This is a genomic window from Amycolatopsis lexingtonensis, assembly GCF_014873755.1.
GTDB lineage: Bacteria > Actinomycetota > Actinomycetes > Mycobacteriales > Pseudonocardiaceae > Amycolatopsis > Amycolatopsis lexingtonensis.
The window spans coordinates 7,150,164-7,170,813 of the sequence record NZ_JADBEG010000001.1 but is presented as its reverse complement, the minus strand read 5'-3'; the positions used below and the strand labels follow the sequence as shown (position 1 = coordinate 7,170,813).

The window sequence follows — 20,650 nt, the reverse complement described above, 5'->3', positions numbered from 1 at the left end:
CCGGCACCGGAACGAGAAGAGGACGGTATTTTGACTATTGCTTAGGGCCGCGACGCGACCACGTCCACGCGTACCCCGGGTCCTCCGACGCGTCGGCGGCCTCGCCGAGCTCCAGCGGCGCGAAGGTGTCGACCATGACCGCGGTCTCGTCGAAGAACTCCGCGCCGATCGACGCCTCCGCCGCGCCCGGCTGCGGGCCGTGCGTGAACCCGGACGGGTGCAGCGAGAGCGAGCCGACGCCGATGCCCGAGCCCTTGCGGGCCTCGTAGTTGCCGCGCACGTAGAACATCAGCTCGTCGGAGTCGACGTTCGCGTGGTTGTACGGCACCGGGATCGAGTCCTCGTGGTAGTCGACCTTCCGCGGGCAGAAGGAGCAGACGACGAAGTTCGGGCCCTCGAACGTCTGGTGCACCGGCGGCGGCTGGTGCACGCGGCCGGTGATCGGCTCGAAGTCGTCGATGTTGAACGCCCACGGGTAGAGGCAGCCGTCCCAGCCGACGACGTCGAAGGGGTGCGTCGCGTACGTGTAGCGCGTGAGGCCCGCGCGGTGCCGCACGAGCACCTCGACGTCCTCGCCGTCCACCACCAGCGGCGACGACGGCCCGCGGATGTCGCGCTCGCAGTACGGCGCGTGCTCCAGGAACTGGCCCTTCGCCGACAAGTACCGCTTCGGCGGCCCGATGTGGCCGCGCGCCTCGAGCGTGAAGAGGTTGACCTCGCCGTGGGGGACGACCCGGTAGGTGCACGACGTCGGGAGCACGAGGTAGTCGCCGTCGCCGATGTCGATGCTGCCGTAGATCGTCTCGACGGTCGCGGAGCCGCCGTGGACGTAGAAGAGCTCGTCGCCGGCCGCGTTGCGGTACAGCGGGCTGGGCGCGGTCGCGGTCACGAAGCCGATGGTGACGTCGGCGTTGCCGAACAGCCGGCGCCGGTCGGTCACGGCGTCGGTCTCGCCGCCGAACTTGAGGTCCTGGGTCTTGAAGGCCCGCGGCTTGAGCGGCAGGTTCGGCGTGAGCGGGCCGCGGTCCTCCTCGACCGCGACGGCGTCGACGATCGCCGTCGGCAGGCCGCGGTGGTAGAGCAGCGCGGAGTCGGCGGAGAAGCCCTCGACACCCATCAGCTCCTCGGCGTAGAGGCCGCCGTCCGGCTTGCGGAACGCGGTGTGCCGCTTGTGCGGGATCTCGCCTACTTGCCGGTAGTAAGGCATCGGCGCCCCCTTCTCACGTGTCCGCTGTGCGGACGATTTTGTCCTCATGTCGTACGCTACTAGCGTGTCAGTCGTGTCAAGCGCTGTGGAACTCACGCCCCCCGGCCCCCGTGGGATTCCTCCCCTGTTCGCGAGGCTCGTCGACGACTCGGCGCTGTTCCCTCCGGGCGATGCGGCCATGCCCGAAGCCCTGCGTTCGCATTTCGCGAGCCGGGAGTCCGAACACGCCGGTGTCCTGGGGGTTTTTCTCTGTCAAGCCTCCCGGTTGCCGGAGCTGATCACCGAGCTGATCAAGATCAAGCCGAAGCAGCCGCTGCCGCTGTCGCTGATCATCGACACCGGCCTCGGCGGCGTCCCGAAGGCCATCTCGATCGTCGAGTCGCGCAGTGAGCTGCTGGCGCTGCGGATGGTCGAGATGCCCGCGCCTTCGGACGTCGACGAGGTCTGGCTGGAGCGCGTCTCGGAGTTCGTCCCCGAGGACGTCATCCGCGTGGTCGAGCCGCGGCGCGGCGTCGGCTGGCTGGACGGCGTGCGCAAGGTGATCGAGCACGGCAGCTGGCCGAAGATCCGCTGCGGCGGCAAGGCGGGGGAGAACTTCCCCAACGTCGACGAGGTCGCGGACTTCCTCGCCGTCGTCTCGGGGTCCAGCGGGGCCTCGTTCAAGGCGACGAACAGCCTGCACCGCGCGGTCCGGCACACCGACCCGGAAACCGGCTTCGTGCACCACGGCTTCCTGAACCTGCTCGTGGCGTCCGCGCGCAGCCTCGCCGGCGGCGACGTCCGGGCCGCGCTGGAGTCGACCGACGCCCAGGCGCTGGCCGACGAGGCCCGTGCGCTGTCCGAGCCGGCCGCGAAGGCCGTGCGGGCGCTCTTCGCGTCCTACGCGGCGGCGTCGTTCGAGGAGCCGGTCGCCGACCTGGGCGAACTCGGCTTGCTGTGACCAGCCGGGAGGGGTCGCTGACGCTCGACCGCGGGCTGGCGCTGCTGCAGGCAGTGGCCGACGCCGGTGGCGACGCGGCGACCATCTCCGAGCTGGCGGTCACCATCGGGGCCAGCCGCGCGGCCGTCTACCGGCTGCTCGTGCCGCTGTCGGAGCGCGGGCTGGTCTGGCGCGACGGCACCAAGGTGCGGCTCGGTGTCGGGCTGCTGCGGCTGGCCGGGCAGGTGCTCCCGCAGCTGCGGGACGCGGCCGGGCCGGTGCTGCGCGAGCTGGCCGAGAAGGTCGGCGCGACCGCGCACCTGTCGGTCGCGCAGGGGACGCAAGCGCTTGCGGTGGCCGTCGTGGAGCCGTCCTGGACGAGCTTCCACGTCGCCTACCGCGTCGGGAGCCGGCACTCGCTGACCGCGGGCGCGGCGGGCAAAGCTATGTCGTTGCGGCCAGGCGGCGACGGCTGGGTGACGTCAACCGGTGAGCTGGAGGCGGGCGCCTCCGGGGTCGCGGCGCCGGTGCGCGGGGTGCCGGGGCTGAAGGCGAGCGTTGGGGTCGTCTCGATGGAGCCGCTGAAGGCCGCCGAGGTGGGGCCGCAGGTCGTCGCGGCGGCCGTGCGGCTGGCGGACATCCTGAAGGCTTAGCGCAGCGGGCGGACCATCGTCAGCAGCAGCGTGACGTCGACGGTGAACAGCAGCCGCTCGAACAGGCCCAGCGTCACTTCCTGGTTCGCCGGGCCGAGGACGAGCGTGAGGACGAACCCGCCGAGCACCACGCCGACGCTGGCGAAGCTCGCGGTGGCCAGGCGCCGGATCGTCGTCCGGCGCGGCTCCCACGGGCAGCGCTCGCGGCCCTTCTTCGTCAGCACGAACGCGGCCGCGGGCAGGGCGACGAACGCGGTGAGCGCGGCGAGGTTGTGGACCTGCCCGGCCAGCGAGCGCGCCTGGCCGTCGGGGTCGACGGGGACGAGCCCGCACACGAGCAGCCCGGCCGACCACACGCCGAGCAGCACGCAGACGGTGGTGGTGCCCGGCCGGTGCGCTTTCGCGATGCCGGCGAGCAGGGCGACCGAGCCGAGCGACAGGGCCAGGCACATCACGCTGAACACCGGCGCGGCCGACGTCGAGCCGAGCTTGCCGTAGACGTACTCCGAGAGCGTCTGCCAGACCGGGCTGACCTGCGCGGAGAGCCGCACGTGCAGGCCGACCGAGATGGCCACGGCGAGGCCGATGCCACCGAGCGCGAGCCGGCCGTGCCACGGCGAGACCGCGGTCAATGGCTTGTTCACCTGGCTTCCACCCTTTCGTTTCCGAAAGGTTACCCGGTGAACCTGTGAGGCGGCGGTCAGAAGGCCAGCTGGAGCAGGGCGAAAGCGGCGAACCCGGCGAACACGAACCCGGCGCAGCGCTGGATCAGCTTCGGCTTGATCCGGCTGCGGATCTTCCCGCCGATGAACACGGCCAGCCCGGCGACGACGACGAGCGCGGCGAACGCGCCGACGCCGACGGCGACGGGGTTGCCGATCCGGGCGGCGAGGCTGGCCGTGGCGAGCTGGGAGGCGTCACCCCACTCGGCGGCGAAGAGCACGCCGAACGACGTCATCGCGGAGCGCAGGAAGGACAGCGGGGCCGGGCCGATGCGCGAAGCGTCTTCACCGGCTTCGTCCGCTTCGCTGAATCCCTCGCGAAGGAGCATGAAAGAACCGAGGCCGAACATGGCGGCGACGGCGAGGGAAAGGACGACGTCCGGCAACAGCGTCAGGATGCTGCCGAACGCGACCGCGATGACGCTTTGCACGGCGAACGCGGCGCACACCCCGGCGAATACCGGGCCACCGCGGAAACGGGTGGTCAGGACGAGGGTCGCGACCAGCGTCTTGTCCGGCAGCTCGACGGCGAGGACCAGGCCGAACGCGCTGATCAACGCCACCATTGCGGAAGTCATGTGATTTCTTCGCCCCTTTCACTGCAACGATAAAGGGGCGATTCAGAGAACCGCAAGCTGATGGCGACCGCGAAATCACCGGATCGGCGGCCATGAATTTGACATCAAGCCCGGACGCACAATTTTTTTCGGCACACCGAATTTTCGTTTGTGGGCTGCGGTAGGTTGATGACCATGGGGTCAGAGGCGCGGGTCGCGCAGGTCAACGAGGTCATCCGCCGGCTGGAAGCGCACTACGTCTTCCCGGCCGTCGCCGCGAAGCTGGCGGACGTGCTCCGCGGACGTCTGGAAAGCGGGGCGTACGCGGACGTCGACGACGCCGGATTCGCGACGCTCGTCACGGCCGACCTGCAGTCGGTCAACGGCGACCCGCACCTGCGGCTGCGCCACCACGCCGACCCGGTCGCCGACGACGGCGACGCGGCGATGAACTCCGCGGACTTCCGGATCGAGGCCGAGCTGGAGGGCTTCGGCATCGCGGCGGTCCGCCGGCTGCCCGGCAACGTCGGCTACCTCGACACGACGATGCTGTACCCGGCGGAGCTGGCCGGTCCCGCGATCTCGGCCGCGATGACGCTGCTCGCGACGACGGACGCGCTGCTGCTGGACGTGCGCCGCAACCGCGGCGGCAGCCCGGGCACCAGCGCGCTGCTGCAGACCTACCTGGTCGACGAGCAGGTGCACTACCTCGACATCTACGAGCGCGAGGGCGACAAGACGACGCAGATGTGGACGCTGCCGTACGTGCCGGGCCCGCGGTTCGGCGGCACGAAGCCGATCTGGGTGCTGACCGGCCCGCGCACGTTCTCCGGCGGCGAGGACCTGGCGTTCTCGCTCCAGCAGCAGGGCCGCGCGAAGACGGTCGGCGAGGCCACCCGCGGCGGCGCCCACCCGCGTGAGCAGTACAAGGTGGACACCTACCTCGACGTGACGGTGTCCATCGCGCGCTCGCTGCACCCCGAGACGGGGGAGAACTGGGAAGGCGTCGGCGTCCGCCCGGACCTCCCGGTGGCGGCGGAGCAGGCGTTCGACACGGCGTACGCGCTGGCGCTGAAGCAGGTCCTCGAGCTGGGTTCGGCCGGGGCGCGGCGGATGGTGGCGGAAGAAGCGCGGGAGGCGCTCGACCAGCTGTAGTCACCCAGGACGTTGGTCCTGCGTTCGACAGGACCAGTTGATCTGGCTGCCGTCCCGGCGCCGGAGCACGCTGGACCACGTGGAGGTCCTTGAGCTAGCGCGGTGGCAGTTCGGCATCACCACCGTCTACCACTTCCTGATGGTCCCGCTGACCATCGGGCTGTCGATCCTGGTCGCGGCGATGCAGACCGCCTGGGTCCGCACCGGCGAGCTGCGGCACCTGAAGATGACGAAGTTCTGGGGCAAGCTGCTGCTGGTCAACTTCGCGATGGGCGTCGTGACCGGCATCGTGCAGGAGTTCCAGTTCGGGATGAACTGGAGCGCGTACTCCCGCTTCGTCGGCGACGTCTTCGGCGCGCCGCTCGCGATGGAGGGGCTGGTCGCCTTCTTCGTCGAGTCGACGTTCCTCGGCCTGTGGATCTTCGGCTGGGACCGGCTGCCGAAGAAGGTGCACCTGGCGTGCGCCTGGGCGTTCTCGCTGGCCACGATGGCCTCGGCGTACTTCATCCTCGCGGCGAACTCGTGGATGCAGCACCCGGTCGGCGTGACGTTCGAGAACGGCAGGCCGACGATGAACTCGATCTGGGCGGTGCTGACGAACAACACGGCGCTGGCCGCGATCCCGCACACCCTCGCGGGCGCGTTCTCGGTGGCGGCGGCGTTCCTGGTCGGCGTCGCGGGCTGGCACCTCTGGCGGCGGCGGTCGAACCAGGACGTGTGGCGCTCCTCGCTGCGCCTCGGCGGCTGGGTCGGCGTGGCGGCGTTCGCGGTCCTCGCGATCACCGGCGACGCGCAGGGCAAGCTGATGTTCGAGCAGCAGCCGATGAAGATGGCGTCGGCCGAAGCGCTGTGCCACACGGAGCAGCCGGCGAGCTTCTCGATCATCGCGATCGGCGACGTCGCGGGGTCGAACTGCGAGGACGTCAAGACGTTCAACGTGCCGGCGCTGCTGTCGTTCCTGGCGCACAACGACTTCAAGACCGAGGTCAAGGGCGTCGAGGACCTGATCACCGAGTACCAGGCGAAGTACGGCACGAACTACCCGGACGACCCGGAGCTGGGTTCGCTCGCGGGCAAGCCGATCGACTACGTGCCCAACCTGCCGGTGACGTACTGGGGCTTCCGCATGATGATCGGCTTCGGCGCGGTCTCGGCGGGGATCGGGCTCCTGGCCCTGTGGCTGACCCGGAAGGACCGGATCCCGAGCGGCCGCTGGTTCCCGCTGCTGGTCCTGGGCGGCATCGCGACGCCGTTCCTCGGCAACAGCGCGGGGTGGATCTTCACGGAGATGGGCCGTCAGCCGTTCGTGGTCGTCCCGAACCCGTCGGGCGTCGACGGGGTGTGGATGTTCACGGCCCAGGCGGTGTCGCGGCTGACGACCGGCGAGGTCTGGACGTCACTGATCGCCCTGACCACGGTGTACGCGGCCCTCGGCGTGGTGGAGCTGTTCCTGATGCGCAAGTACATCCGCGGCGGCGTCGAAGCGGTGATGCCCCCGGAAAAGAAGGATTCCGACAAACCGGGCGAGGACACGCTCGCCTTCGCCTACTGAGGTGCTGACGATGAGTGCCGATGTGATCACCCTCGCGGGTTACCCACAGCCTACCTGTGGACAACTCCGCAGGCTGTGGACAACTCACGGCAACCGAGTGGGAGGAGCCCGATGAGCCTCGAAATCGTCTGGTTCGTCGTCATCGCCTTCTTCTGGCTCGGCTACCTGTTCCTCGAAGGCTTCGACTTCGGCGTCGGCATGCTGCTGCCGGTCCTCTCGCGTGACAACACCGAACGCCGCGTCATGGTCAACACCATCGGACCGGTCTGGGATGGCAACGAGGTCTGGCTCATCGTCGCCGGCGGGGCCATGTTCGCGGCCTTCCCCGGCTGGTACGCCAGCCTCTTCTCGGCCGCCTACCTGCCGCTGCTGCTCCTGCTGCTCGCCCTCATCGGCCGCGGCGTGGCCTTCGAGTACCGCGGCAAGGTCGACTCCGACCGCTGGCGCCGCACCTGGGACCGCGTCATCGTGCTCGGCTCGTGGATCCCGCCGCTGGGCGTCGGGCTCATCCTCGCGACCACCGTGCTCGGCCTGCCGCTCGACGCCCACGGCAACCGCGTCGGCTCCGCGTTCGCCGCCTTCCGCTGGGACACCCTGCTCGGCGCGGTTGCCATCGCCGCCTTCTCGATCACGCACGGCGCCGCGTTCCTTGCCCTGAAGACCAGCGGTGACCTGCGGGAACGCGCTCGCAAGCTGGCGATCCGCGCGCTGCCGCTCTCGATGGTGCCGATCGTCGCCTTCCTGACGGTCGTCCAGTGGCGCGAAGGCACGCTGTGGACGCTGCTCGCGTTCGGCGTCGCCGCCGTCGCCGCGGTCGTGGCCTGGTTCCGGCTGCGCGCGGACCGCGACGGCCAGGCGTTCGCGGCGCTCGGGGTGATGATCGCGGCGGCCGCGGTGGTCCTGTTCGGGTCGCTGTTCCCGAACGTCCTGCCCTCGACCCTCGACGCCGCCAACACCCTCACCATCGAGGGCGCCGCGTCGAGCCCGTACACGCTGACCGTGATGACCTGGGTCGCCGTGTTCGGCGCCCCGGCGGTGCTGATCTACCAGGGCTGGACGTACTGGGTGTTCCGCAAGCGCATCGGCACTCAGCACATCCCGGCGGTCCACGCACCATGAGCAAGCTTCCCGGGCGCGCAACCCTTCTCGCCTCGGAGTCCACAGTGGACTCGGCGCGGCCGGGAAAGGGCCCGCTCGGCGCATTGCCGGCCCTCGTGCCTGCCGTGCGCCGAGCGCTGGCCCTGGTGGGGTTCCTCGCGTTCCTCAACGCCGCCGCGCTGGTGGCACAGGCGTTCCTGCTCGCCGACGTCCTCGCGGCGATCGTCGGAGCAGGGTCCGGGGGACGCACCGCCCAGCTGGCCGCGCTGCTCGCGCTCGTCGTGACGCGCGCGCTGACCGGCTGGGCGGTGCGCACGGTCTCGGCCCGCGCCGCCGCGACCGCCCAGCGCGAGCTGCGCGCCCGAGCCGTCGACCACGCGCTGCGCCTCGGCCCCGAATGGATCGCCCGGCGTGGCCACGGCGAGCTGACCGCGCTCACCACCCGCGGCCTCGACGTGCTCGACGCGTACTTCCGCGAATACCTGCCCGCTCTGGTGACGGCGGCCGTCGTCCCGCTCGGCGCCGGTGCGGCGATCCTGTTCGCCGACTGGCCGTCCGGCGTCATCATCGCGCTGACCGTGCCGCTGCTCCCGATGTTCGCGATCCTCGTCGGCAAGTACACGGCCGGCCGCGTCGCCGGCGCCACCGACGCGACGCACCGGATGTCCGAGCGCCTGCTGGAGCTCGTGCGCGTGCTCCCGGTGCTGACCGCGTTCCGCCGCGCCGCCGCCCAGGCCGAGACGGTCCGCCGGCTGTCCGAACGCCACCGCCGCGCGACGCTCAAGACGTTGAAGGTGGCCTTCTCCTCGGCGTTCGTCCTCGAGCTCGCCGCGACGCTGTCGGTGGCGCTGGTCGCGGTCGTCATCGGCGTCCGGCTGGCCGGCGGCCACCTGCCGCTGGCCATCGGGCTCGGCGTGCTGATCCTCGCGCCGGAGTGCTACCAGCCGCTGCGCGCGGTCGGCGCCGCGTTCCACAGCAGCGAGGACGGCGTCGAAGCGGTCCGGCGCGTCGCCGACCTGCTGGCCACGCCGGTCCCTTTAACCGGCACTGCCGTTCCGGAGCGCGGCGAGCTGCGGGTGTCTTCGCTCCGGGTGGCCCGGCGCGACGGCTTCGCCCCGGACGGCGAGACGTTCACGGTCCGCCCGGGCGAGACGGTCTGGCTCCGCGCCCCGAGCGGCGGCGGCAAGTCGACGACGCTCTCCGCCCTGCTCGGCTTCGTCCCGGCGCACGACGGCGCCATCACGGTCGGCGCGGTGAACCTCGCCGACGCCGACCTCGAGCGGTGGCGCGAGCAGGTCGCGTGGGTGCCGCAGTCGCCGGTGTTCGCCGGGGGCACGGTCCTCGAGGAAGCCGGTTCCGATGCCCCGCTCGACGAACTCGGGCTGACCGGGCTCGCCGACCGCCCGGTCGCGAAGCTTTCGCTGGGCCAGCGTCAGCGCGTCGCCGTCGCCCGTGCGCTGGCCCGCGTCCGGCACGGCGCCTGGCTGCTGCTGCTCGACGAGCCGACGGCACACCTCGACCAGGCCACCGCCCGCCTGGTTCTCGACGCGGTGCAGCGCGCGGTCGACAACGGCGCCGCGGCCGTCATCGCGGCCCACGAGCGCACGGCCGCCGTCGACCTGGCTCCGGACCCCCTCCCGGCCGCTTCGATGTCCACAAAGGACTCTCCAGGCGTGCCGCTCGGCTGGCGAGCGCTCCTCGACGGCCGCCTGTTCGGCGGCGCCGTGCTGGGCGCGGTGGCGCTGCTGGCCGGGGTGGCACTGACCGCGACGTCGGGCTGGCTCATCGCCAAGGCGTCGCAGCAGCCGCCGATCCTGACCCTGACGGTCGCGGTCGTCGGCGTCCGCGCGTTCGGGCTGGGCCGTGCCGGGCTGCGGTACGTCGAACGCCTGGTCACCCACGACGCCGCGTTCCGCATCGCCGGTCGGGTGCGGGTGCGGCTCTGGAATTCACTGGTCCGGCTCGGCCCCGCACGCGGACCGCGCGCGGGGGAGGGGCAGCGCCGCCTGGTCGCCGACGTCGACACCGTGCGCGACCTCCTGCCGCGCGTGGTGTCCCCGCCACTGGTGGTGGCGCTGGTCGCGGCCGGCGCGATCGCCGTCCAGACGTGGGTCCTGCCCGCGGCGGGCTTGACGCTCGCGGCGGCGGTGGCGCTCGGGCTGTGTGCGCCGTGGGTCGCGCTGCGCGCCGAACGTCGGGCGACGTCGGCGTTGGCCGCGGGCCGCCGCGACGTGGCATCGCGAGTGCTGGTCCTGTTCGAAGCGGCAGCCGAACTCCTGGCCTTCGGCACTGCCCGAGACCACCGCCGCGCCTTGGCGGACGCCGATACCCGCCTGGCCGCCCAGGCCCGCCGCCAGGCGTTCGGCGCGGGCGCGGCGGAAGCGCTGGTGACGCTGGCCTGCGGAACGGCCGCGGTCGTCAGCACGGCCTTCGCCGCTTCGGCGGTCACGGCCGGGCAGCTCGACCCGGTCTTGGCGCCTCTGCTGGCGCTGGTGCCGCTCGCGCTGGCGGAGGTCCTCGCGCTGCTGCCGCCGGTGGCGCAGCACTGGGACACGCTGCAGCGCGCCCGCCGCCGGCTCGCCGACGTACCTCCGCCGCCGCCCCGGCACTCCGGAGCGGGCGTCGAGCTGCGCGGAGCCGACCTCGGCTGGCCGGACGGCCCGGTCGTCCTCCACGACGTCGACGTGCACCTCCGTCCGGGAACGTACGCCGCGGTCGTCGGCCCGAGCGGCGCCGGCAAGTCGACGCTCGTCGCCGCGCTGCTGGGCTTCCTCGAGCCGCGCGGCGGCGTGGTCGACGTCCCGGACGCGGTCGCGTGGGCACCGCAGGAGCCGATGCTCGCGGCCACGACGGTCGCCGAGAACCTCCGCCTCGCCCATCCCACGGCGACCGAGGCCGACCTCCGCCAAGCGCTCCACGAGGCCGCCCTCGACGACGTCGACCCGGCCACGCTGCTCGGCAGCGGCGGCAGCGGGCTGTCGGGCGGGCAGGCCCAGCGCGTCGCGCTGGCACGCGCCCTGCTCGCCGCGCCGGCGGCGGGGCTCGTCCTGCTGGACGAGCCGACCGCGCACCTCGACGAGCCGACAGCCCAGGCCGTGCGCGCGCACCTGCGCGAAGCCCTGGCCGGTCGCACGGTGCTGCACGTGACCCACCGAGCCGACGAGGCCGCCAACGCGGACGTGGTCCTCGAAGTCCGCGACGGCCGGGTTACGACTCGGGTACCGGTGCCGTGATCGCACCACCGCTGCGCCGCGCGATAATGACGGAACTCATGGATCCGACGCTTGCCGCGCGGGCACTGTCCGCCGCTACCGAGATCACGAGCACCGCCCTGTCCGGCGACGACCCGGGCGCGGTGCTCGACACGGTCGTCGCCAGGGCGGCCGAACTCGCCGACGCCGACCTCGGCCTCGCGATGGTGAGCGCCGACGACGGTCGCGTGGTGGTCGAGGCGGCGCACTACGCGACCGCGCACCCGACCGACGGCGGCAGCGGTCCCGCGGTGAGTCCCGCGGAGTCGGCCGATCAGCTCGATGCCCCGGCAGGGGAGTCCTTGCGAGGTCTCGCCCTGCCCGCCGATTCCGCGGCCGGGCACGTTGCCCGGGGCGGGGAGCCCGTGGCCAGCGATGACTTCACCGTCGATCCGCGGACCGCGCCCTACGTCCCCGCCGAACTCCATGGCTACGGGCCGTTCGCGGCGGCGCCGTTCGGGTCAGGAGGGCGGGTGCTGGGCGCGCTGACCGTCTACCGGAAGCGGGGCCGTGAGCCCTTCTCCGCCGGGACCGTCGAGATGCTCGTCGCCTTCGCCGCGCAGGCCGGGGTCGTGCTTGCTCTCGCCGAGGGGGCCAACGCGCGGCACCGGGTCGCGCTGTACGAGGAGCGGGAGCGCATCGCCCGCGAGCTCCACGACGTCATCGTCCAACGGCTCTACGGCGCCGGCATGCAGCTGGACCGGGTCCGGCGCAACATGCGCAAGCGGTTCGCCCAGGCCGACGGGGCTCGCCTCTCGGACGCGATCGACCAGCTCGACCAGACCATCGAGGAAATCCGCGGCACCGTGCGCGCGCTGCGGTCGCCGGAGCCTCGCCACGACACCGGCACGCCCACCGACCTCGCCGAGTCGGCGCGCGGCGAGGTCCGCATCGCCGGCGAGCTGCTCGGCTACCCGCCGACCCTGGAGCTGTCCGGCGAATTCGCCGACATCCCCGCGGAACGCGCCGACCACATCCGAGCCGCGCTGCGCGAAGCACTGTCCAATGTGGTCAGACACTCCGGCGCCAGCGAAACCCGCGTGACGCTGGCGAGGGACTCCGACGGTGTCAAACTCCGCGTCCGGGACAACGGTTCCGGTGTTCCTCAAGGCGTCGCCACCCGCGGTCTTCGTCATCTCGCCGAACGCGCGGACGCCGCGGGCGGGAAGTTCTTCCTGAACTCCTCACCCAGTCTCGGCACGCTCGTCGCGTTCGATCTCCCACTTGACTGACCGGCTCTCCTGCGAACTCAACCTTCTCGGGTCATCCAGCCTCCCTTCCACGCCCTCGAAATGATCGTACCGGCTCGTCGAACATATATTCGACTCACGTTCGAGTGAATCTCTTACCGCGTCGACGTCGATCGGCGTGGCGGAACGTGACGAGGGTTGAAAAATGTGGCAGCGAACGGCGGATTGCGGACGCGCCGATCGCGAGGTGTTACTTCTCGCGCCGGGCGATCCAGGCGGCGGCCTGCGTCCGGCGCTGCATGCCGAGCTTCGCGAGCACCGAAGTGACGTAGTTCTTGACCGTCTTCTCCGCGAGGAAGAGCCGCTCGGCGATCTCGCGGTTCGACAGGCCCTGGCCGATCAGCTCGAGCACGTCGCGTTCGCGCTCGGTCAGCGTCGCCAGCTCGTCCGTCGGCGGGTGCCGCATCTTGTCCAGCACCCGCGCGGTGCTCAGCGGGTCCAGCAGCGAGCGCCCGGCCGCGACTTCGCGCACCGCGTGCACGACGTCCTGCCCGCGCACCTGCTTCAGCAGATACCCCGCCGCACCGGCCATGATGGCGCCGACCATCGCCTCTTCGTCGTCGAACGCCGTGAGCATCAGGCAGGCCGGCGGGTTCGGCTTCGACCGCAGTTCGCGGCAGAGCGTGATGCCGTCGCCGTCGCCGAGGCGGACGTCGACCACCGCGACCTCCGGTTCGACGTGCATCGCCACCGCCAGTGCCTCTTCGACGCTGCTCGCCTCGGCGACGACCTCGATGTCGGGCTCGTCGCCGAGGAGGTCGCGGAGCCCGCGGCGGACCAGTTCGTGGTCGTCGACGAGCAGCACCTGGATCGGCATACCCCGAGGTTACGGGGTTGCCGGACGCCGGGCGGCGGCCGGTCGGCACCGTCACACGTGAATTACGTCCAACGTGTGACCGCGGGAGCCGTAACATTCCGCCCGGCCCGCATTTCCGGCGCGGACATCCGCAGGTCGGCGCCGACCCGGTAAATAATCACGAGAATTCCGCGCAGTGGTGGATCGCTGCCATTCCGGGAATTCCGGAATGGTCCGTAACAGCGTCGGCGAGGTCGCGATACTAACCACGCAATCGCACCGTTTCCCTCCGAAAGGACTTCCGTTGTCCTTGTTCCGACGTGCCCTGACGACGTCCGCCGCCGTCGCCGGGCTCGCCATCCTCGGTCCCGTCCCCTTCGCCTCCGCGCAGCTCGCGACCCCGCTCGCGGCCGACGTCGACTGCCCCGATTTCCAGTACCAGGAAGACGCGCAAGCCGTCCTGGACGCGACGCCGGGCGATCCGAACCACCTCGACGCCGACCACGACGGCATCGCCTGCGACTCCCTGCCGCACCGCCCGCAGCAGGGCACCACGGCCCCCGCGCCGACGTCCGGGCGGCCCGCCACCACGGCGACCCGGACCCAGCCGGCCCCGAAGACCACCACGCGGAAGCCCGCCACGGGCACCCAGGTCAAGGTCAAGCCGGTCGGCGGCGTGGCCACCGGCGGCGGCGAACCCGACCCCGAAGTCCCCGGTTTCCTGCTGCTCAGCGGAGCCCTCGTCGCCGCGGCGGTGTCCGGCGGCATGGTGCTCTACCTGCGCCGGCGCCCGAGTTGAGGCACCCGCGCCTGTGGCCCGCGGTCACGGCGGTCGCCGCGGCGCTCGGCGTGGTACTGGCCGTCGCCCTCGTCCTCCTCCTGTCGCCGCGGGCACCGGACCCGGTCGCCCCGCCGAGCCCGGCGGTCCCGGCCGCCACGGGGACCTCGGGCGGTCCGGCCACCGAAGCGGCGACCGCCGGCGGACTTCCGGCGGCGAAACCGGCGTCGTTGAGCATCCCGGCGATCGGGGTCCGGGCCGACGGGATCGAGGACCTCGGACTGACCGCGGACGGCGCGCTCGAGGTCCCGCCGGACGCCACGACCGTCGGCTGGTTCACCGGCGCGCCGTCGCCCGGCGAGACCGGCCCGGCGGTGCTGGCCGCGCACGTCGACTACAAGCACGTGCCCGGCGCTTTCTCCCGGCTCAAGGAGCTGCAACCCGGCGAGCAGGCCAGGGTCGGTCGCGCCGACGGCCGGATCGCGGTCTTCACCGTCTACCGCGTCGACCGCTACGCGAAAGCCGGGTTCCCGACCGACCGGGTCTACGGCGACACGCCCGGTCCCGAACTGCGGCTCATCACCTGCGGCGGGGCGTTCGACCGGGCGAGCGGCAACTACCTCGACAACGTCGTCGTCTACGCCCGGCTGAGCGCGGTCGAGGTCTGAGCCAGGTCGATCCGCGCCAGCTCGAGCCGCCGGTAGGCGCGGTCGCCGAGTGACCAGACGTCGAGGACGTCGCCGTCGAGCTCGGGGTACGCGATCACCAGCCGCGCGGGCTCGGCGCCGTCCGCGCGGTACACGACGTCCACCGGGATCCCGGCTTCGAGCTGCCAGCAGAGTTGCTGCTGCTTCGGCGTGAGCCGGCCCGCGTACCGGTCGCTCATCGCGCGGGCGAGCTGGCCGCGCAGCAGGGCCGGGCCGCTCGCGGGGGCCGCCAGCAGGCGCTCGGCGTGGTCGGCGGCATCGGGCGCGCGGTCATCCGGGCCGGCGTCGCGGAGGACGGTCTTCGGTTCGGGTTGTTCGCGGGCGGGCAGCACGATGGTGCCGTCGGCGGCGTGGCGGGTCGGCGCGTAACCGGCTTCGCGCAACGCTTCGAGCGTGCCGGATGCGTCCACAGTGGATGTCAGCACGGTCGGCGCCACGGACCGCAGGCCGAGCTTGGCGAGCTTGCGGTGCGCGGCGAGTTCGGCCAGCAGGGCGGGTTCCCCGACGACGACGCTCGCGACGTCGATCACCCGCGCCTCACCGTGCCGCCGTGCGACGTCGTTGACCAGGTAAACCAGCGGCTGCGGCAGCTCGCCCGCGGCGATCGCGCCGAGGTCGTCGAGCAGCTCGGCGGCCGTCGCGCCCTGGTCGAACGCGCGCCGGACGGACGCGGGGGAGAACCGCCAGCTGGTCGCGGTGCCCTGGGCCTCGCGGTCGGCGGCGCGGTCGAGCAGCGCGGCCAGCCGGGCGTCGGGTGAGCCGGGCACGATCGCCGTCAGGTCGGTGCCGAACAACGCCGTCGTCCGCGCGCGGGCGACGAGCGCGTCGGTGACCTCGACGAGCTCGTCGTCGGACAGCAGCGCGCGCCCGGCGGCGGTGACCGCGCCGTGCGCGAAGACGCCGAGCAGTTCGCCTTCGGCGACCGCGGTCTCGACGTGCCCGGCGAGGTCGTCGGCCGGCAGCAGCGGCGCGTGCCACTCGACGAGGCGGGTCAGCCCGTCGGTGATCGCCGTACCGGGTTCGAGGCGCGCCAGCAGCCGCACGACCAGCCGCCGGACGAACGCGTCGACGTCCGTACCGTGCTCGGGCGGCACCGGGTTCCACCAGGTCGTCAGCAGCAGGCGGTACAGCAACGCCGGCGCGGGCCGGGCGAGGTCGGGGTCCGGCGCGAGCGTGGGCGGCGGCGCCTTGTGGCCGCGGCGCGGGACCGGCGGCTCGTCGGCGAGCAGCAGCCCCGCCTGCGCCGCGAGGTCGATGGCCAGCTCGACCTCCGCCGGCGTCGCCCCGGTGTCCTTGGCGACCTTCTTGACCAGCCTGGCCCCGATCGTGCCGTCCTTGAGCAGCGGGAGCGGCTCCGCGGCGGCGAGCTCGAGGATCGCCGAAACGCGGTCCAGCAACCGCAGCGCGGCGGCCGACGAAGTGGCCTCGCTCGGCTCGGTCCCGACGGGCGCGACGGCGTACTCCGGCTCCGCGGGCGTGAACGGCAGCCGGTGGTCCGGACCCCGCAGGGCGAGCGAGATCTCGATCGGCATCGCGGTGCCGCCGTAGTAGGTGCCGAACAGGAAGCCGTGGTCGAGCGCCCAGCCGAGCGGTGGCATGCCGTCGACCTCCGGGACGCCGTCGGCCATGTCCCGCAACACCTTTCGCGTCGCTTCGGGCGCGGTGGCGAACAGCTCCCGGACGCGATCGCCGTCGCGGAAGTGCCGGATCAGGTCCTCGGGCGGCACGCCGAGGTTGCGGGCCAGGCGCGCCCGCTGGATCGTGGTGAGCTCCGCGAGCAGGTCGGCGACCGGCCGGCCGAGCCCTTCGGCGCGGAAGCTGTGGCGCTGCAGCACTTCCGGCACGACGACCCGGCCGGCCTCACGCCACAGCAGGGCGCGCTCGGCAAGTTCGTCCACAAAGGACTCGATGGCGGCGCCGCCGAGCAGTCTGCGGACGTCGTCGAGCGGCACTGGCTCCTGCCGGAGCGCGTCGCACAGCTGGACGGCGCGCAGCACCTGCGCCTGCGGCAGGGACAACCCGAGCAGGGCCTCGTCGACGGATTCGAGCGACGCGAGCCGCGCGGCGACGACGTCGAGCCGCCGCGGCCACGGCTCCGCCAGCACGTCCGGGCGGTGGGCCAGCACCTTCGCCAGCTCGTCCCGGTCCAGGCCCACGAGCCTGCCGAGCAACTCCTCGGCGGTGGTCATCGGACCAGGTTAGATGCCGGCCTCCGGGCGGGATCGGTCAGGGTTTGTGCCCGTTGTTGAGACTGCTCGTATCGGCTCCGAGTGTTTCGTCGAGTGAGTCCCGCAGCCTGTTGAGCTCGCTCTCACGGCTGCGGCTGGTGAGTCCGGACAGCCAGGCCAGGCGCATCTCGTGGAGGTCGAAGTCGTCCGCCTCGCTCATCATCCGGCCGACGGCGTTCCGGAACGGATCGTTGGCGTCGAGCACGGAGCGGCCGACCGGGATGTCGAAGGTGTGGATCTGCTGCAGAACGTCTCGAACCGCGTCCCGGTCGTTGCTGAGCATCATCGCGAGCAGGCTGACCTTGCCGGAGTCGATCACGTCGGCGTAGAAGTTGATCCGCTCCCGGTCCATGTCCCGGCGTTCCCGGTCGACTATGCGAGCGCGTTTGATCTCTTCCAGGGAGTACCGGTGGAGCGCACCTTCGCCCGTCAGCCGGAAACGGGCGTCGACCTCACCCCACGAGATCGTTCCCGCGGGCAGCGGGCGCATGGCCTTCAACTTCTCGTTCACCCGGTCCGCCAGGTTCTCGACCTCGTCGAGAGTCGTTCTGCGAACCAGTGGACGCAGGATGTCCTCCATCTCGATCCTGATGGCGTCGACGTGGTCCGCTTTCGGTTGCTTGATCAGGGCGACCGGGTCGGTGACCCGCCACCGGACGGTGGTGACGCCTTCGACGATGGCACCTTCCTGGTCTGTCTCGAACACGGTCCGGAACGTCGACGTGCTGTCGGACACGTCGACTTCGTACAGACGGCGGACGCTCTTCGCCAAGCCCAGCCCGAGTTTCTGCACCTGGGTGGTCGCTCCCAGGCGGATGTCGGTCGTGGCCCAGTGGCCGTCGTCGCATTCGGCGATGAGCACCGTCGTCCGCCGCTTCCGCAGTTGGTGTCGCAGGATGCTTCGAGCTGGACGGGGACAGCGGCGCACACCTCGCCACAAGACGTTCTCGATCTCTTCACTCATCGGATCTCCTTGAGCACTTCAGCGGTAAGGGTGGCGAGCGCGGCCGTGGTTTTGCGGTCTTCGTCGAAGGACTTCCGGAGGTAGAAGGCGAACCGCTTCACGAAAATCTCGTCGGGCGCGGTGAGCAACAATTCGATCACTCGACTCACGTCTCGACGCAGTGTGGCACTCGTGCCGGCACGTATAGCCCACGAGGCAAGCCCGAACATGACCACCTGGCGACGGCGGGGGTTCTCCAGCAGGACTGTGAAGAGGATCCGCACGGCGACGGATTCGTGATCACTGAACTTCAACGGGGTGGCGCCCTCCAAGCGAAGCGCGTAGAGGGCGCACCGGGTGGCGATGTCCTGTTGCGTGGCGCCGCCGTGGAGGATCCAAACCGGTAGCGTGCTGAGCACGAGGCTGCGGTTGCTCGGTTCGTCCAGCATCGACTTCAACGACCGCACGATCTCGCGCTGGATGAACTTGTCGCTGTTCCTCGTCAGCTTCCTCAACTGGCTCAACGAGAATTCAGGGTGGTTCTGCCCGAAGGTGTTTCGGCACACCAGAACCGCGGTGAACCGGAATTTCTCGTCGACCCAGTGGTGCGACCACGAGTTGACCCGGTTCTTGGTTCCCTGCACGTAGACGGTGTTCTCACACATTCCGCTCAAGATCAGCGCGGCCATCGACTGCTGGAACCGCGTGCCGTCAACCCAGGGGCGCACCCAGCTGAAGGGATCCGGCTCAGCCGCCTTCGCGAGCATCCGGCCGAAGCGGCTCATGGCCTCGTTGTGCCGCTCGGACATTCGGGGGAGCTCGTTGTTCAGCTCGCCCATCCAAGACTGGAGGATCGGCCGGATGCGCTCGTACTCCTTCCAGACGTAAGCGAGCAGTCTCGCGCCCCAGCCCGGTCTGGCGAACACGACGGGTTCGGGGTCGGTGAGCTGCCAGGCCTCCGGAGCCCGGAGCCGGGCACGAACCCGGCGGAGTCGTTCGGCTCGGGTCTCCTCGAACAGGTCAGGCGGCAAGTACGGCCAGAGCTCGTCGTTTTCGGGGTTGCTGAGGACGTCCTCCAGCTTCTTCGCGGCAGCTGCGACGTGGTTGTACGCACTGCCTTCCATCAAGGCCACGGTGATCGCCAGCGCTCGCGCCGGGATGTCCTCGTTGTCCGCGAACCACGCGGCTACATCCTCGTCGCCACGGCGCCGGATGGCCGCCTTGATGTCTTCTTCCGAAAAGCGGCCGTCCTCCATGGCGCCGAGCAGGCGAGCTATCTCGGAAGCTCGCCTCGGGGCGCAGTCCCTGAGGTCGTTCTCCTCGTCCAACGTCGTCAGCAGGTCGATCCGGTACCCCCGGGCCCGCAGGTGGGCGCGGATCATCTCGGCCGGCTCGGCGGGCGTCAGCTCGGCCACGTAGGGCCGGGCGCGTTCGAGGTCGATGTCCTCGTTGGCGAACGTGACCACCAGGTAGGCGTCGCTTTCGACGAGCGCGTGGGCCAGCTGGCCGAGAACGTGGTAGTCGAGTTCGCCGCACCAGGCCTTCGCGTCGACGTCGTCCCACAAGTAGCCGACGGTGTCTTCACCCGGTCGTAGTCCGACGAGCTGCCGGGCGTCCTTGGTCGGGTCCAGCCGCTTGAGGTCGTGCGTGTTCGCGTCGATCAGCAGCCGGACCCCGGCCAGGCTGCGGCCACTCGACCGGCCGCAGAGAAGCACCAGCCGGTGTTCGGCCAGGATCCGGCCGGCCTGGCCGTAGCCACCCGGGACGCAGAACGCGGTCACCGCCTGGTCAACCAGGGAGTCGGCCACCGGCCCGTAGACCAGGCCGGTTTTGACCTCCGTGTCCTCGTCCGGTTTTCCGTCCATGTGGAGGTGGTGGGCGAGGACGCCGTTGTTCGTGACAACCGTGAGTTTGTCGGTGACGGGATCGTTCCCGGCTGCTTCATCCGGCTTTTCGGCGGCGGACGGCTCTGCTTCGGCAGCGGCGGTCATGGCCGCTTCCGGCCGAGGTAGTTGTTGACGATCGAGCCCTCGTTCTTACCGATGAAACCGGTGCCCTGCACGCCGCCGTTGATCACCTGGCCACCCGTCGGCGTGACCGGTTCGGGGTGCGGCTGGGTCTCCGGGATCGGGGCGGCGAGCAGGTCGTCGATGGCCACCCCGGGAATCCAGACCCAGGAGGTCTCGTCGAACTCCTTGTTGCTGATGGCGACCGGGCTGAAGTCGTGGGGAAGCAACCTGTTCGTGCGCCCGGCCCGGACCGCCACCCGGTAGGCCTGCTCCGAAAGGACAGCGACCACGGTGACCGGCCGTCGTCCGGTGAGGCGTCCGATGATGCCCTTGACCACGGTGGCCTCCAGCAGGCGGGAAAGCTCGATCATCGGACGTTGGAAACTGTCGCCTGCCACGACTTCGAGCGGTCCGGCGTGTACGGCTACGCGGAGCCCGATCTGGGGGAGGAAGCGGCGGTTGCGGAGGTAGACCTGGCCGTGCAGGAAGTAGGCGGCGTCGATCAGGGCCGGCAGGCTCGGTTCGGGGAAGGCCGCCAAGTAGCCGTCCCCGGTGCCCGAGTGGTTGACCTTCCCGGCCACGTCGACGCCGGAACGCTCGAACGCTTCTCCGACCAGTTCGTTCGCCGTCTGCCGGACCTCTTCGAGCTGGTCGTCGTCGTTTCTGGACGAACCGATCACATCGAAGCCGAACAGTGCTTTTGTCGTGGGCATCTCGCTCATCCAGCCACCCCGTCTCGTCGGTGGAGGCAGTCTTCGACACGCGCACGGTGCGTCACCACCGGGAATCCGGGAGACAGGATCGCGGCTTCGTGCGTGCTCGGGA

The 20,650-nt window shown here is 71.1% G+C and carries 18 protein-coding genes; 10 read left to right on the top strand and 8 right to left on the bottom strand.

All coding sequences use genetic code 11. The features are described 5' to 3' along the window. Positions 1-34: 34 nt before the first annotated feature. The gene (locus tag H4696_RS32975; RefSeq protein ID WP_086857359.1) at positions 35-1,207 is read right to left on the bottom strand and encodes a homogentisate 1,2-dioxygenase; all 1,173 of its coding nucleotides are present in this window, start codon (positions 1,205-1,207) and stop codon (positions 35-37) included. Positions 1,208-1,292: 85 nt separating this feature from the next. On the opposite strand from H4696_RS32975, the gene H4696_RS32970 reads away from it, so the two are divergent. Beyond that, the gene (locus H4696_RS32970; protein WP_276328914.1) at positions 1,293-2,147 is read left to right on the top strand and encodes a hypothetical protein; all 855 of its coding nucleotides are present in this window, start codon (positions 1,293-1,295) and stop codon (positions 2,145-2,147) included. Continuing rightward, on the top strand, positions 2,144-2,779 hold the full coding sequence (locus tag H4696_RS32965) for an IclR family transcriptional regulator (RefSeq protein ID WP_086857361.1): 636 nt from the start codon (positions 2,144-2,146) through the stop codon (positions 2,777-2,779). The genes H4696_RS32970 and H4696_RS32965 overlap by 4 nt, the downstream gene beginning before the upstream one ends. On the opposite strand, the gene H4696_RS32960 is transcribed toward H4696_RS32965, so the two are convergent. Together H4696_RS32960 and H4696_RS32955 are read right to left on the bottom strand one after the other, a co-directional pair. Beyond that, positions 2,776-3,423 carry a DUF998 domain-containing protein gene (locus H4696_RS32960; RefSeq protein WP_086857362.1) on the bottom strand — a complete coding sequence of 216 codons (648 nt, stop codon included), beginning with the start codon at positions 3,421-3,423 and terminating at the stop codon, positions 2,776-2,778. The two genes, H4696_RS32965 and H4696_RS32960, sit on opposite strands and share 4 nt — an antisense overlap. 56 nt (positions 3,424-3,479) lie before the next feature. Continuing rightward, the gene (locus tag H4696_RS32955; protein ID WP_086857363.1) at positions 3,480-4,067 is read right to left on the bottom strand and encodes a TMEM165/GDT1 family protein; all 588 of its coding nucleotides are present in this window, start codon (positions 4,065-4,067) and stop codon (positions 3,480-3,482) included. A gap of 186 nt (positions 4,068-4,253) precedes the next feature. Here H4696_RS32955 and H4696_RS32950 point away from each other — a divergent pair, with 186 nt between their 5' ends. From H4696_RS32950 to H4696_RS32930, 5 genes are all read left to right on the top strand, one after another. Beyond that, the gene (locus H4696_RS32950) at positions 4,254-5,213 is read left to right on the top strand and encodes a S41 family peptidase (protein ID WP_086857394.1); all 960 of its coding nucleotides are present in this window, start codon (positions 4,254-4,256) and stop codon (positions 5,211-5,213) included. Between the two features lie 79 nt (positions 5,214-5,292). Then, a complete protein-coding gene (locus tag H4696_RS32945) occupies positions 5,293-6,765 on the top strand; it encodes a cytochrome ubiquinol oxidase subunit I (protein WP_086857395.1) in 1,473 nt (490 codons plus the stop codon). Between the two features lie 111 nt (positions 6,766-6,876). Continuing rightward, positions 6,877-7,884 carry a cytochrome d ubiquinol oxidase subunit II gene (gene cydB / locus H4696_RS32940; protein WP_086857364.1) on the top strand — a complete coding sequence of 336 codons (1,008 nt, stop codon included), beginning with the start codon at positions 6,877-6,879 and terminating at the stop codon, positions 7,882-7,884. Beyond that, the gene (gene cydD, locus H4696_RS32935) at positions 7,881-11,096 is read left to right on the top strand and encodes a thiol reductant ABC exporter subunit CydD (RefSeq protein ID WP_192782664.1); all 3,216 of its coding nucleotides are present in this window, start codon (positions 7,881-7,883) and stop codon (positions 11,094-11,096) included. Before cydB ends, cydD begins: the two co-directional genes overlap by 4 nt. 38 nt (positions 11,097-11,134) lie before the next feature. Next, complete coding sequence (locus tag H4696_RS32930; protein ID WP_086857366.1) at positions 11,135-12,346, top strand: GAF domain-containing sensor histidine kinase; 1,212 nt, start codon at positions 11,135-11,137, stop codon at positions 12,344-12,346. A 208-nt stretch (positions 12,347-12,554) separates the two neighbouring features. Here the strand turns inward: H4696_RS32930 and H4696_RS32925 are convergent, their stop codons facing one another. Next, positions 12,555-13,181, bottom strand: coding sequence for a response regulator (locus H4696_RS32925; RefSeq protein ID WP_072475190.1), 627 nt, complete (start codon positions 13,179-13,181; stop codon positions 12,555-12,557). A gap of 283 nt (positions 13,182-13,464) precedes the next feature. Between H4696_RS32925 and H4696_RS32920 the strand changes: the two genes are divergently transcribed. Together H4696_RS32920 and H4696_RS32915 are read left to right on the top strand one after the other, a co-directional pair. Next, entirely contained in the window at positions 13,465-13,959 is a 495-nt protein-coding gene (locus H4696_RS32920; RefSeq protein ID WP_086857367.1) for a calcium-binding protein, read from the top strand. After that, complete coding sequence (locus H4696_RS32915) at positions 13,956-14,606, top strand: class F sortase (RefSeq protein WP_086857368.1); 651 nt, start codon at positions 13,956-13,958, stop codon at positions 14,604-14,606. Before H4696_RS32920 ends, H4696_RS32915 begins: the two co-directional genes overlap by 4 nt. Here H4696_RS32915 and H4696_RS32910 read toward each other — a convergent pair. Genes H4696_RS32910 through H4696_RS32900 form a run of 3 tightly spaced genes read right to left on the bottom strand, consistent with a single transcriptional unit; the run spans position 14,576 to position 19,381 of the window. Then, on the bottom strand, positions 14,576-16,834 hold the full coding sequence (locus H4696_RS32910; RefSeq protein ID WP_086857369.1) for a helicase-associated domain-containing protein: 2,259 nt from the start codon (positions 16,832-16,834) through the stop codon (positions 14,576-14,578). The genes H4696_RS32915 and H4696_RS32910 overlap by 31 nt on opposite strands. A gap of 37 nt (positions 16,835-16,871) precedes the next feature. Next, on the bottom strand, positions 16,872-17,837 hold the full coding sequence (locus tag H4696_RS32905) for an SPFH domain-containing protein (RefSeq protein WP_143264970.1): 966 nt from the start codon (positions 17,835-17,837) through the stop codon (positions 16,872-16,874). Beyond that, a complete protein-coding gene (locus H4696_RS32900; protein WP_143264971.1) occupies positions 17,834-19,381 on the bottom strand; it encodes a hypothetical protein in 1,548 nt (515 codons plus the stop codon). Before H4696_RS32900 ends, H4696_RS32905 begins: the two co-directional genes overlap by 4 nt. A 78-nt stretch (positions 19,382-19,459) precedes the next feature. Between H4696_RS32900 and H4696_RS32895 the strand changes: the two genes are divergently transcribed. Continuing rightward, positions 19,460-19,828, top strand: coding sequence for a hypothetical protein (locus H4696_RS32895; protein WP_143264972.1), 369 nt, complete (start codon positions 19,460-19,462; stop codon positions 19,826-19,828). Here the strand turns inward: H4696_RS32895 and H4696_RS32890 are convergent. After that, on the bottom strand, positions 19,804-20,547 hold the full coding sequence (locus tag H4696_RS32890; RefSeq protein WP_086857372.1) for a nucleotidyl cyclase domain-containing protein: 744 nt from the start codon (positions 20,545-20,547) through the stop codon (positions 19,804-19,806). The two genes, H4696_RS32895 and H4696_RS32890, sit on opposite strands and share 25 nt — an antisense overlap. Positions 20,548-20,650 lie beyond the last annotated feature (103 nt).